Here is a 13787-nt window from a genome sequence, read left to right as displayed (position 1 = left end):
AAAGCACTTCTCGATACAAAATTGCAAAAAAAGCAATTTCACTCGAAGTGACATCACGATTATGTTTTTGTCAGTTCGAGTGTTTCGACTTTAGGCTTTTGGATACAATCTCGAAGAAAGATCGGGATCACTCGAAGTGACATAACGAGAACTTATTTATTAGCTGCAATCCAATTATCAATTTTAGTTTCTAATAAAGCTAAAGGCACACAACCCGTTTCTAATACTTGGTTGTGAAACTGTCTAATGTCAAATTTTGCTCCTAATTCTTTTTCTGCTTTTGCACGAAGCTCTATTATTTTAAGTTGTCCGATTTTATACGATAATGCTTGTCCGGGATTCGCCATATAACGTTCGATTTCTGAAGTAATGCTTGCTTCGCTTTCTGCTTCGTTATCTAATGAATATTGAATTGCTTCTTCACGTGTCCAACCTTTTACATGCAATCCGGTGTCTACCACCAAACGGATTGCTCTGTGCATTTCCATACCAAGCATTCCAAAATATTGGTAAGGATCTGTATATAAACCTAATTCTTTTCCTAAAGATTCGGTGTATAAAGCCCAACCTTCACCATATGCACTATACCAAAGTGTTTTTCTAAATTGTGGTAAATCTGCATCTTCTTGTTGCAAAGAAATTTGGTAATGATGCCCAGGAATTGCCTCGTGTAAAAATAACGCCTCATCACTAAAAGTATTGTATTTGGTAACATCAGGAATTGGTGTGTAAAAAATTCCTGGTCGTGTTCCATCTAAAGAACCGGGATTGTATTCTGCACTTCCAGATGCTTCTCTAAAAGCTTCGGTACGTCTTACCTCGAAAGCTGTTTTTGGAGTTACATCAAACAATTCTGCCAGCTTTGGTTTCATGGTTTCATGAATTGCATTAAAGTTATCTAGAACTTGTTGTGCATCTGTAAACGGCATGAGTTCTTTATTGTTTCTTACAAAATCGAAAAACGAAATAATATCTCCTTCATAACCGACTTCGGTTTTTACTTTTTCCATTTCCGATAAAATCCTAGCGACTTCTTTTAAGCCAAGTGCATGAATTTCATCTGCAGACCTATTGGTTGTTGTGTAGGTTTTTATTTGATGGTTGTAATATTCTTTTCCTTTAGGAATTGCCGAAATTCCGCTAGATGTTCTTCCTGCTTCTAAATAAGAAGTACGCATAAAATCATACATTTTTTGATATGCAGGAATCACTTTATCCTTAACCATTGCAGTATAAGAAGCTGTTAGTGTCTTCTTTTCTTCGTCTGAAAAACCTTCGGGAATATTTTTTATTGGTTGATAAAACAAGTGATTTTCTACATCTGCTTCCGCCATTGCAGCCATTTGCGGAATTACTTTTGTGATCAACGATTTTGGTAAAACATAACCCGTTTTTATTCCGGTTTTCATATTGCTTTCCGCGGAAGCTAACCAAAGTAAATAACCATCTACACGTTTTAGCCAATTGTTATAATCTTGAACCGTTTCAAAAGGTTGCGCACTAGAACCACTAGCTAATTGGCCAAAGCTTAAATTAGGGGACCACATCTGGTCTATTGGCATTAAATCTTTTTTGAATTTTAAATTTTCAAGGTTGCTATCAATATCCCAATTTAGAGTAGCCTTACTTAATTTTTCGTTTTCGTTTAAGTCTTCGTTTTTATACCGATTTAAAATATTTTTATAATTGGTGTAATACGCTTTTACTTTTGCTTTGTATTCTGGAGCAAGAGAATTTGGCATTTTATCATTATACCTATTATCTCCAGCGTATGTTGCTGCCAATGGATTTAGTTTTAACCCATCTTGATAATAGGTATCCAACATATTTTTAAAATCTTCATTTACAGTTGCCATCATTTCTGTGCTTTTTTCGGTTTTCGAATCGTTTTTACAAGCTGTCATGGTAACACACAAGCAAAGAATTGCTAAAATATTTTTCATAAGTATAGAATTTGTGTTTCTGAGTGTTAAAGATACAGTTTTAAATAAAAAAAACCGCTAGTGATTGGCTAGCGGTTTTTAATGATGATTTGGTGGTATTGTATTATTCTTTATCTAAATTTTTAGTCAGATTAAATCCTATAAATAATCCAACACCAGCCATAAAGAAAATAGTTGCAGGGTAAATAGCATCTTCATCTAGTGCTGTGAAGCTGTCTAATAAAGAAGCGATAAAAGTACCTAGCCCAATTCCCATTAATAATAAGGCTAAATTTAAAATGAATACTTTCCATATTGGAGCGGTGTGTCCCTTTGCTTTTGTAAAAATACTAGCGTCTGCACCTTTTTCAATAAGTGCTAAGCGTTCTTTGTTTCTAGTAGAGAAGTATAAATAAAATACTCCGAAAATTGCACCAAATATCACTGGTAAAATAATTAATTCTGATCCCATAATTGTTCGTTTTAAATTGATTAATTTTATGTGTTCTTATGCTTAAGACGACAACTTTTAAAGGATGGTTACAACTTTTTCTAAATATTTTTCTTTTATAGATGTAACCACGTCTATTGTTTTGTCGTCCAATACCCAAATGACCACTAACCAAGATCAAATAACCATCCATCAAATCCTACAAGGAGATACCAAAGCTTTTGCTGTATTGGTAGATCGTTATAAGGACTTGATCTTTACTTTAGCTATACAAATGCTGAAGAATAGAGAGGAAGCAGAAGAGGTTTCGCAAGATACTTTTATTAAAGTATTTAAAAAGCTGAAGAACTTTAAAGGCGATTCTAAATTTTCCACTTGGATTTATAGAATTGCGTATAATACCTGTTTAGATCGATTGAAAAGTAATAAGCGAAAGCAAAACACCGTTGCTATTAATGAATTTACAGCACATGAAGTAAAAACTTTAGATAATGCTTTAAGTATGATGGAAGCGCAAGAAAGTAAACAAGCTATTCAAGACTGTTTGCAAATGTTACCAGCAGACGATTGTGCTTTGTTAACCTTGTATTATTTTGAAGAACTTTCTTTAGAAGAAATAGCGAAAGTTATTGGTGTGAAAGCGAATAATGTGAAAGTGAAATTATTTAGAAGTAGAAAAAAACTGACTACCATTTTGCAGCATAAATTAGAACCAGAAATCATTGAAAGTTATGCAAGAGAAAGAAAATAAAAATATAGAGAAATTAGTAGATAAGATGATGCATGCGTTAGATTTAGAATCTCCTTCATTAGATTTTACCAATACGATCATGGCGCAAGTAGAAGCTTTAGAAAGTAAAAAGGTAACGACTTACAAGCCTTTAATTCCTAGTTATTTGTGGTTTGTTGGCGGATTTTTGTTAGTTGCAATAACGGGCTATTTATTTCTGAGTACTACTACCGAAGAATCTACTTGGTTTCATGCTTTAGATTTTAGTAAACTCACTAATAATAACCTAACACAGTCCCTTTCTAGCTTTAGTTTGCCTAAAACATTAATGTATGCTATTCTTTCTTTAGGATTAATGATTTGTGTTCAGGTTTCTGTTTTAAAACATTATTTTGATAAACGATTAAGTGTGTAATATTAATCGGGGTAATACCAAAAAGGTATACTAATAATAGTTCCTAAAGAATCCTTTTCTGGTTTCATTTGTCTTTTAAAATGTAGTGTATGTCTTCCTTTTTTTAAGCTGTCGAGTTCTATTATTGTTTCAAAACCAATTTGCTCTTTTTTGTTTTCCGAAAGGATATAATCTAAATTATACTTTGTACTATCTATAGAAACGTGATAAATACGTTTAAAGGTTTTTAAATATTCTGTAATTAAACTGTCTTTATTCGTTTTTAAATTATTGTTTACAGTGACGACATCTGTACTTAGACCTCGTTTGTCTTTTTCAGGTTTTAAGGAAGGATTAAATTCTATAATTCGATCTTCAATGCCTTCTATAAAAGGAATGAAAAAAGGAAAATACGGTTTTGAAATAATCTTACTTGGAATAGCAGCAATATTAATAAACTCTTTTTCAGGTAATACATTATAGTAATTATTATTACTAACATATTGACTTGTTGAAATATTAGTTCTTTTTATATAGTTAGAATTTTGGTAATAGGTTCCTGTGGAAAAAAAAATAATTAGGTACAAAGGAAATAAAAGTAGGCTAATTCGTTTTCCGAATTTATTGTCTAAAAAATTATAGACAAGCGGTCTGTATAAGAACGACAAAGTTAATATGCTGAAAACCCTATAAAAAGGAAAGTAGATTTTGGAGAGCCACTTTTTCTTTTTTAAAAATCCTTGGGTTATAAAATCTATAAAAGTTAAAAGAATTCCAAATAAAAATATAATGCCTACAACATTACCTATTGCATCTAAAATATTGGAAAAAGGACCTTCATATAGATTGAAATAATACTTCCCTAAAACGAATACTAAAGTCAACGTGGCGAATCCTATGATGTAAAAAACCATTAAAAAGGAAACCGCAAACATGATACTAGAATAATCTTCTAATCTGGAAATATATCTATCGAAAGAACCTACTTTTTGTTTTAAATAGTTGGTGAATTTTTCAGAATACTTTAGTTTTTCATAATCAATATCGCCAGAAACATACCGTAAACCTAAGGCGCCAATCCATAAACCACGAAGCAAAACGTGAACGATAAGATTAAATAGTAAAATGAGAATAATTGGAGCTAAACTGGTTAATAAGGCAATGGAGTATACGTTCGTGTTTTGAGTGCTATAGATTAGTTCATCAAAAATATATCCTTTTAACCCAATTAATCCGAAGATTGCAAAACCAGAAATCAGCAATTCTAATTGCCAACTTTCTTGTTGTAATTTATCTAGTAACTTTTTAAAGACATCGGAAGTGTAATCGTTTCTCATTACCAATTGGTTATGCCAAGCAAGATAAACAAATTATTAGTTTTTAATACGTACGTCGAAAAATGGTGTTTTTATTGGGTGAAAAGGGAAAAAAGGGATAAGTGAAAAAGGTTGAAAAAGAGGTTTCTCGACATGCTCGAAATGACATGGGTTTCCGTCTTCCGCCGTTTTTCAATTTTTAATATAAATTAGTTCTCGATACTAAATTGCAAAAAAGCAATTTCACTCGAAATGACATAAGTTTTAGTCATTAGTCTTCTGTCATTGTCTTGCAGGAGTAATTGTTTCAGAGATTTCTTGACATGCTCGAAATGACATAGGTTTCAATCAACAATTCTAATACCAGCGTTTCTTCTTTTTCTTTGAAGCTTCGCTTTTACGTCCTTTTTTGTGCTTACTTCCTGTTTTTTTAGAAGTATGTCGCACCGCTTCTGCTTTAGGATCTAAAGGATACGGATGCTCTTCTTCTACAGGAATCTGTACATTAATTAACTGCTGAATACTTTTTACATACGCTTTTTCATCTGCAGAACACAGCGAATACGCTGTTCCAAAATTACCAGCACGACCAGTTCTACCAATTCTATGTACATACGTTTCTGGTACGTTTGGTAAATCAAAATTAATAACCGCATCTAACTCGTTAATATCAATTCCACGAGCAGCAACATCTGTAGCAACCAAAATATTTACATAACCATTCTTAAACTTTTTAAGTGCATCTTGACGCAAGTTTTGGTCTTTGTCTCCATGAATAGTTTCTACTTTAAAATCATTATTCAAAAGTGTTTTTTCTAATTTATCGACACCATATTTAGTACGTCTGAAAATTAGAATGTTTCCTTTAATCGTTTTACGAAGTAAGTGTAAACACAATTCTATTTTATCCTTTTTTGGTACATAATACAACACCTGACTTACATTTTTTGCAGCAGTCGAAGTAGGCGTAATGTCTACACGTTCTGGCGTTTTTAAAATCGTATTTGCAAGTTGCTCTACTTTAAAAGGGATGGTTGCCGAAAACAATAAAATCTGTTTATCTTCTGGGCAAAGACGTTCCACTTTTTTAACATCATCAATAAATCCCATGTCCAACATAAGATCGGCTTCATCTAAAACCAATGTTTCCACATAATCCAGATTTATACAATCTTGTTTGTGTAAATCTAATAACCTTCCAGGCGTAGCAATTAAAATATCTACTCCTTTTTTTAATACGTCTTTTTGTGGTTCTATGCTTGTTCCTCCATAAATAACCATACTCGTTAAATCGGTGTTTTTGGCATAGATTTTAAAATTCTCATGAATCTGCGCTGCTAATTCTCGTGTTGGACTTACAATTACTGCGCGTATTTTTTTTCCTTTTTTGGATCCTACTTGCTTATCATATAATAATTGCAAAATAGGTAAAGCAAATGCAGCAGTTTTACCTGTTCCTGTTTGTGCAGAGCAGATAACATCTTTTTTGTCTAGTACAAAAGGAATGGTTTTTTCTTGTACTAATGTTGGGTTATCGTAACCAGCTTCTGCAATAGCACGTAGCAAAGGTTTATTTAGTTGTAAGTCTTTAAATGACATGTAATTTATTTTGTGCAAAGATAACTTAAAAGTAATTGCAGATTAGATATAAAAGAATCCCTTTTTGTAAACGGCGTTTTTAGACGAATAATTAGAGCGAAGTATCGATTAATTAAAAGCCAATTTATACTTTAATGCCACATTGTTTAAATTGATAGATAACGATTTTAGCCAAAGTAATTGATTGCTAATTAAATGCGCTTCTTGTAAATGTAATAGTTCAATATCTTCAATTTGTGTCTGACCAGCTTCAATCGCTAAATCTCGTTTTGATGATAGATCTGCATATTTTTTTTGCAGTTTTTCATGTGCTTGCCCTATTTCTTTTTCTTCGGAAAGAATAACGCTTTTGGTACTTTCTAATGTGGAAGCAGCGTGTTTTAATGCGTTGGTAATACTTTCAATAATGGTATCAAATTCCTCGGAAGCGGAAGTGGTATTATGATTTAAAATATAACTTCCAATAGATGCTATTGCCGAAAGTATGGTGTGGTTTAAAGTTACTATATCATAAATTAAAGCAGCTTCTTTTTGTTTCGATTTAGGATCTTGTGTCACTCTTTGAAATGCAGCATTTAGATTACTCATCGCTAAAAAAGCTTCTTTCCTATGTAATTTATATACTAATCTGTTTGCTTCTTTATGGTGGTATAAATTTTTGGTAGCTTCTAAATAACTGCTATTAGATAACATTACGTTTACAATAACCGAATCTAAATTTTTATACTCCCAACTTGGAAAAAGTAAGTAATTCGCCAAAACAGCAATAGTAGCGCCAAGTACGGTATCTATAACCCGATATTGTACGACCAAAAAAGCGTTGGGATCTATCAATGCATAAACAAATATAATATGTAGCGTTATAAATGCAGCTCCTGTTTTATAGCTTTGCTGTATTAGTGAAAACGCAAAGGTTAAGGATACTACAGCTAATACCATGTAAACCGTAGTATTTTGTGTAATTAAAATAATAGTTATTGCTATTAGTGCTCCAATCAAGGTTCCTATAATTCTATTTTTAGAGCGTTCTTTGGTAAGACCATAATTTGGACGCATAATAACCACGATGGTTAGCACAATCCAATAGGCATTTTTTAAGTCTAAGAAACTACCTAATAGAAAGCCAAAAGCGATAGCAGTAGAAAGTCGTAAGGCATGTCTAAGCATTGGTGACTTTAAACTAAAATGTTGAAGCAATACATTGAACCTATACTCTTGAGAGGTTAAAAATTGCTTCGACTCTTGGGCTTTTAAAGAGGCCTTGGTATTATCTTTTACTTTCTTTAAAACACGTCTTATTGCTTTAACTTCTTGTAATAATTGCTTTTGGTAATCTTGAAGGTTTCTTAGCGTGATAGCTCCTTCTCGTGCTTTTGGTAATCCTATTTCATCGACATAATCTCGAATTGCCTTTTCGGTATTTTGATAGGTTGTATTTAATACATCTATTTCTGGAAGTTTTCCTTTTTTTATTAAAAGTTCCGATAAGGTGATGAGGTGATTCCCCATCACTTTATTCATTTTTTTAAAGGATTTTAAATGCGTTTTATGCGCACCGAATAGCGAATCTATTTTTGAATAATCTAAGGAGTTTGCTAAAGCCAATTCAAAAATATCGACTAAAGATATAAATATTAAAAGGCGGCGCTCGTTAGAAAAAGATCTACCAGAACGTTTTCTTCCTTCTAAAAGTAATTCTCTTAAGGTTTCGTGTTTCTCGCTTATTTGTGTTTGTAGGATTAATGCTTTTTTTGAAAACTTTTCACGCTTATTTGGTTTGGTAAGTAGCTTGGCTCTTACTTTTAAATATTGTCCAGTAAGGGATAAGGTATCCGAAAGCAGTTGGTCATCATCTTTTCTTGGAAACAACCAATTAGAAAGTAAGGATACCGTTAAATACCAAATTCCTCCAATACCCAATAATCCAACATGAAGAACAATCGATTTTAAATCTGTTTTTTCTACCGCTAATGCTAATACAATAGCCAACAAACCAGAAAAAGAAATTAAAGAAGCTCGAAATCCGTATACCGAAATTAAACTAATAGCAAAACTTAAAATAACAATGGCTAATAGTAATACTATAAAGATAGGTTTGGTTACAAGTATTATAAAGGTAACCAGCATGGTAAGTATAATACTAATTAGGATCCCGTTAATTTTACGTTTTAAACTTCCAGGAACATCACTTGGTGCATTTAAAAAAGTACCAAGCGCCAGAGCAGGAGCGAACTGAAATAAGTCAATAGCATTAAAAATAACTAAAGGAGAAACTACAGCGATAGTAAGTACAATACCTCTGTAAAAGCTGGAGCCTTTAAGAAATAATTCGGTAGTTATTAGGTAGTTTTTTAACTTGTTTTGCATAGCGCTGCAAAGGTAGTTTAATTGTTTTTATCGCTATTAATCTTATGTTGATTATAATGTTAAGAAATTATTTTTTTTAACTTTTAGAAACTTTTATAGTATAGGTTGCAACAATATCATCTTCCATTTTTAAATGCACATCATAATCGCCTTTTTGTTTAAACTGAGTTGTAAAAATTAGATAGCCGTTTTCGTTTTTAAGATCATAAATTGGGAACGCTTTTTCCAGCATTCCTGCATATTGAATGAGCGCTATTTTATTGGTGTCCATAGCTTTTAATGTTTTAAAACGAAACATGATTTCTTCGTTTACCTCGGAATAGATTTGCATTTCTTTTGGAAGCAGAGGAATTATTTTATGCGTAAACGTTTCGCCGTAAACTAGAGGTGAAGCCGTAAATTCGGAAGCTATTAAAGTAGCATCTAATAACCATTTTTTTTCTGTCGGATAATGATTCTTTGCAAACAATACAGGATCGGTTAAAAAATAGCCATCATTATAATCTTGCACAAAACGCGAATAGTTCATCATATAACCACTAGACCAAGTAGCATCACTTAGATACCATTTGTTGTTTAGTTTTATCGCATTCCAAGAATGGTTTTCTAATTCCAAATTAAAAATATTCGCTTCTGTAGATCTACCATAACCATTAATAATTACACTTTCTATATTTGCTAAAAAGCACAATTCTTTTATTAAATACGCATAACCGGTACACATGGTTTTTTTGTTTTTTAATAACTTTTTAAAAGCTGTTTTCCTGTAAATATTATTCCATTTTAAATATGCTGCACTATCGTTTTTTAGTTTTTTTCTTTGCTTGGTAACTTTGCTATCTTGTCTGGCATCTCCTGTAATGTTTTTGCAAACCCAAGTGTAAATAGCTCTAAATTTTTCAACATCTGTAGGTAGTTTATGCGTAAGGTGATACGCAAGTAGCGGAAGATTTTCTAAACCTTTGCCTTCGTGAAGCATAGCAGTATTATCTGCAATGGTGAAGTCGATATTTTTAAAATCGGATACTTGCGAAATAGCACTTTGTAAAAAGAAAATAGCAATATAAAAGAGAATGTTTTTCATGAAGATCTGTTTTATTTTCTTTTAGAAACATACACTTTTTTAGAAGCGACTTTTCCCATAAGAACAATATCTCCCATCGCCATATCTACTTGTAGATTTATTTCAGAATTGGAACTTTCATTACTAATAATTACTTTTTTGGTTTTATAACCAACATAGCTAATTAATAAAACATCTCCTTTTTTTAGTTTTTTAGGAAAGGCAAAGTAGCCATCAAAATTAGTACTTGTTCCTATGGTAGAGTTTTGTAAAAGGACTGTTGCCGTAGGTAATGCCAAACCGTTTTCGTCTAAAATAGTTCCTTTTACGTCTATTTCTTGTTGTTGGTCTACGGAATTAATTTCGGAAGAATTTCTTGTAGTTTCTCCTATTTTTGTGTCTTGCGCTTGCGCGGAATTGATGCTGAAAATAGATAAACACGCTAATCCAATTCCTGTAGCAAAACTTCGGATACTGCTCGTTGTTGGTTTTTGATTGTAGCTTGTTAATTGGCTGCTGTTAAATCTTCCGCAGGTATTTTCTGTTGTTTTATTTTTAAAATAAGAGCTAATTTCTGAAGCTGACATGGCAGTGAAGTCGATAACCTCTTTTTCGCAAGAACCACAAAACCCTCCTTTTGCAGTTGGTGAAAATTGATTGAAATCTTCAGAACAAGGTGTTTGGATGTGTAATTGAATTTGATTTTTCATGATATTAAGTTTTAATGTTAGTATACATCAAAGCTATATATCTTATAAGGGTTTTAAAACCGGCAATTAGTAAACGACGCTTTTCAATGCGTGAAGTATCTTTTTTAGCAAGTTTGCTAATTATTCATATTCGCTTTTATGCCCAATTGGTTGGCAAGCTTACGTTTTCTTACCGTTATTTTATTCGGATTGGTTTTTAAAAACGGAATCGGTAATTCGGTTTCTAAGGTAATTGCTTCATAAGTAGCTTTGTGTGTCCAGAGGCATTCACTGGCATATGTTTTACTGTTATAGGTAAACTCAAATGCAATAACATAAAGAAATTCTGCAATCATTTCAGAATTACCGCCATCCAAAGAACTTGTGCTATGCGAATAATCATCTATTCTTTTATTGGTCACTTTTGCAGTAGTATAGCTTCCGTGTTTTTTAGTAAGTGCTTGTTCGTAATAATGTAAAATGCTAGAAGGAAGTACATATAGCATAAAGCCGGTACTTAGTATAATAAAGGCAAATCCGAAAAGCATAAATCCGAATTTATACTCTTCTACATTACTCCCTAAATATGCAAAAGCACTTCCAAATAAAACGAAAACCAACCAAATACCAAAAAGCCCTAAATGTTGTTTTAGGGCAAATTGTATACAATTTTTTCTATCGGTAAAAGAGCGTTTCAAAAGGTGTTTGGTTCTAAGAAGTTATCCGTGAATAGTTTCACTTTTACCATAACTCTTAATCAGTTCGCCTTCAAAATCTAAAAATTCTTGCCAGCGTTTTTCTACATCGATACCTTCACCATATTTTCTTGCAAAACCTATAAAAGTAGTGTAGTGACCAGCTTCGCTAACCATAAGGTCATGGTAAAACTTGGCTAGTTCTTGATCTTTCATCGTAGTAGATAAAAGCCTAAAACGTTCGCAGCTTCTTGCTTCAATCATAGCCGAAAACAAGAGTCTATCTACCAATTGTTGGTTTCTGTTGCCGCCTTTCATTATAAACTTTGCCAACTCATTGACATAAGAATCTTTTTTTACCGGACCTAAAGTATACCCGCGCTCTTTAATGATATTATGCACCATTTGAAAGTGCTCTAATTCCTCTTGCGCAATCACTAAAAGGTCGGTCACTAAATCTACATGTTGCGGATTTAAAGACACCAATTTAATTGCATTGGTAGCTGCTTTTTGTTCACACCACGCATGATCTACTAGAATATCTTCTAAATTAGATTCTGCAATATTTACCCAACGAGGATCTGTTTCTAATTTAAGTCCGAGCATATTATTTTGTAGCTTTTTTTAATGCATCTATTCCTCCAACTACCGGAATGGAAATATTTGTTTTATTTAAGTCGATAGTTAATGCTGTTCCTGGTTTTGGGTGTAGCGTAAATTCTTTATCACTAGAGAATATCACTAAACCTATTTGTTGTCCGGCAGGAATGATTTGGTCATCTGGTTGTAATTTGAATTTTAAATCGTAGAATGCTCCTGGTTTTAAAGGCGCACTTTCCGTTAATGATTTAGAATTTTGAGGATCTGCCCAACCACGAGTAATGATATTATCTGTAATTAATTTGGTGTTTTCTTTCCACGGAAGGGAAACCATCCAAACTGATAAATTTGCTGCAGATTTACTACTTGCAACGCTAATGGTAATTTCACTTTCACCAGAAAGATGTATATCTGATTTTAATATAGGCGTGACATATAATAATCTGTTTTCCGATTTTAAAGCTTGTGCATGTTCTTTTCCAGAGATATTAAAATCATCCACAAAAGTTTCCGTTTTAGGTTTTGTATTTGGAGCATTAATCGATCCTAAGTTTTTTGCTTGTCCTTTTTGTTTATTCCAAGTTAAAGCACCTGTTTTATTTCCGCCTTCTTCCAAATAAAGTGTTACACTTTTAGCTTCCGGATTTGGATATGCTTTATATGCCGTAGGATTTTCATGTTTGTCATGTTCTCTTACAATCCAAGCTTGGGCATCGTTTTCCACACCATTATCTATTCCATGTAAATAATGCGTAAACCAACGATTCATCATCGTCATTGGTGGTGGTCCTCCATGTCCGTTTTGATGGTAATACACTTGGGTGTCTAATCCCATTTCTTTCGCTTTTTGATAAATACGATTACTATGTTCTGGCATCACATTCCAATCATTAAAACCATGCGACATTAATAAAGCCGCTTTCATGTTGGACATCTGATTTAAATAATCACGTCCTTCCCAAAATTTATTATAATCTCCAGTAATTCTGTCCATACCGTTTTTCATTTCGGTATCTCTAACGATTTTATTGCTATACGGACGTTTACTTTCGTCGCCACTATGAATAAAATCATACAACACATCAATATCTTCACCCAAATAACCACCTGGAGAACGCACTAATCCGTTAGATCTATAATAATGATAATAGGAAGTATTTGGAGCAATAGGAATAATAGCCTCTAAACCTGCAACACCTGTTGTCGCTGCAGCAAGCGGAATCGTTCCGTTATACGAAGTTCCTGTCATACCCACTTTTCCGGTAGACCAAGTTGCTTTCACTTCTTCGTTTCCATCTGGTGTTGTATATCCTTTTGCGCGACCATTTAACCATTCGATAACTGCTTTTGGTGCAAGCGATTCATTTTGTCCACCAACGGTTGGGCTACCTTGTGATAATCCCGTTCCAGGTGAAGAAGAATGCACCACAATATAACCACGAGGCACCCATTTTTTAAGATGTGAGTTCGAGATTATTGGACGTTCGCCTCTACGAATTACTTCAGGATGTACACGTGCTTCTTTTGCTGGTTCCCCAAGTTCATGTTCTACATTCCACATCACACCAGGAAGATCACCTGCAACACCTGCAAAATATGGACTACTCACATAAACAACCGGAAGCTTTAAACCTTCGGTGTCGGTTTGTTTTGGTCTAGTAACGGCAACATGCATTCTATCTAAAGTAGCGTCTCCATCGGTATTAAAGGTAGTTTCTACCCAAAGGTCATGACGAATCCATTCTTTATAATCACTAAAACCTTCTACTATTTGTGCTTCTCCGTTTTCAAAAACGGGAATCGTTTTTTCTTGTGCAAAACCAATAGTAATTGCTAAAAATAAGAGGGGAAATACTCCCAATGCATGGTGTCTTTTTTTCATAATAACGCTTGTCATAATTTGTTGGTACAAGTTAGTTATTTTTTAGGAATAGGGAAGTGGTAGAATGTTAAGGGAATTG

General features: G+C 33.2%; 12 protein-coding genes. 2 read left to right on the top strand and 10 right to left on the bottom strand.

Going from position 1 to position 13787, the window contains the following annotated elements; translation table 11 throughout:
* Positions 1–152 precede the first annotated feature (152 nt).
* Entirely contained in the window at positions 153–1943 is a 1791-nt protein-coding gene (locus tag ACVCXO_RS03485) for a DUF885 domain-containing protein (RefSeq protein ID WP_452228206.1), read from the bottom strand.
* Between the two features lie 103 nt (positions 1944–2046).
* Positions 2047–2394 carry a DUF6249 domain-containing protein gene (locus tag ACVCXO_RS03480; RefSeq protein WP_452228205.1) on the bottom strand — a complete coding sequence of 116 codons (348 nt, stop codon included), beginning with the start codon at positions 2392–2394 and terminating at the stop codon, positions 2047–2049.
* Positions 2395–2458: 64 nt separating this feature from the next.
* On the opposite strand from ACVCXO_RS03480, the gene ACVCXO_RS03475 reads away from it, so the two are divergent.
* Together ACVCXO_RS03475 and ACVCXO_RS03470 are read left to right on the top strand one after the other, a co-directional pair.
* Positions 2459–3124, top strand: a complete 666-nt coding sequence (locus ACVCXO_RS03475) for an RNA polymerase sigma factor (protein WP_452228204.1) — start codon at positions 2459–2461, stop codon at positions 3122–3124.
* Complete coding sequence (locus ACVCXO_RS03470) at positions 3105–3518, top strand: hypothetical protein (RefSeq protein WP_452228203.1); 414 nt, start codon at positions 3105–3107, stop codon at positions 3516–3518. The genes ACVCXO_RS03475 and ACVCXO_RS03470 overlap by 20 nt, the downstream gene beginning before the upstream one ends.
* 2 nt (positions 3519–3520) lie before the next feature.
* Here the strand turns inward: ACVCXO_RS03470 and ACVCXO_RS03465 are convergent, their stop codons facing one another.
* The 8 genes from ACVCXO_RS03465 to ACVCXO_RS03430 form a co-directional block, all read right to left on the bottom strand.
* Positions 3521–4834: a hypothetical protein gene (locus tag ACVCXO_RS03465; RefSeq protein WP_452228202.1), complete on the bottom strand. Its 1314-nt coding sequence runs from the start codon at positions 4832–4834 to the stop codon at positions 3521–3523.
* A gap of 336 nt (positions 4835–5170) precedes the next feature.
* The gene (locus tag ACVCXO_RS03460; protein ID WP_452228201.1) at positions 5171–6412 is read right to left on the bottom strand and encodes a DEAD/DEAH box helicase; all 1242 of its coding nucleotides are present in this window, start codon (positions 6410–6412) and stop codon (positions 5171–5173) included.
* A gap of 108 nt (positions 6413–6520) precedes the next feature.
* A complete protein-coding gene (locus ACVCXO_RS03455; RefSeq protein WP_452228200.1) occupies positions 6521–8779 on the bottom strand; it encodes an FUSC family membrane protein in 2259 nt (752 codons plus the stop codon).
* 76 nt (positions 8780–8855) lie between these two features.
* Positions 8856–9863 carry a transglutaminase domain-containing protein gene (locus ACVCXO_RS03450; RefSeq protein WP_452228199.1) on the bottom strand — a complete coding sequence of 336 codons (1008 nt, stop codon included), beginning with the start codon at positions 9861–9863 and terminating at the stop codon, positions 8856–8858.
* Between the two features lie 11 nt (positions 9864–9874).
* Positions 9875–10552: a carboxypeptidase-like regulatory domain-containing protein gene (locus ACVCXO_RS03445; RefSeq protein WP_452228198.1), complete on the bottom strand. Its 678-nt coding sequence runs from the start codon at positions 10550–10552 to the stop codon at positions 9875–9877.
* Between the two features lie 116 nt (positions 10553–10668).
* Complete coding sequence (locus ACVCXO_RS03440) at positions 10669–11229, bottom strand: hypothetical protein (RefSeq protein WP_452228197.1); 561 nt, start codon at positions 11227–11229, stop codon at positions 10669–10671.
* 21 nt (positions 11230–11250) lie between these two features.
* Complete coding sequence (gene miaE, locus ACVCXO_RS03435) at positions 11251–11832, bottom strand: tRNA isopentenyl-2-thiomethyl-A-37 hydroxylase MiaE (protein ID WP_452228196.1); 582 nt, start codon at positions 11830–11832, stop codon at positions 11251–11253.
* A gap of 1 nt (position 11833) precedes the next feature.
* Positions 11834–13708: a Xaa-Pro dipeptidyl-peptidase gene (locus ACVCXO_RS03430; RefSeq protein WP_452228195.1), complete on the bottom strand. Its 1875-nt coding sequence runs from the start codon at positions 13706–13708 to the stop codon at positions 11834–11836.
* Between the last annotated feature and the right edge of the window lie 79 nt (positions 13709–13787).

This window comes from Lacinutrix sp. MEBiC02404 (assembly GCF_053601575.1).
This window is presented reverse-complemented; position numbering and strand designations above follow the sequence as displayed.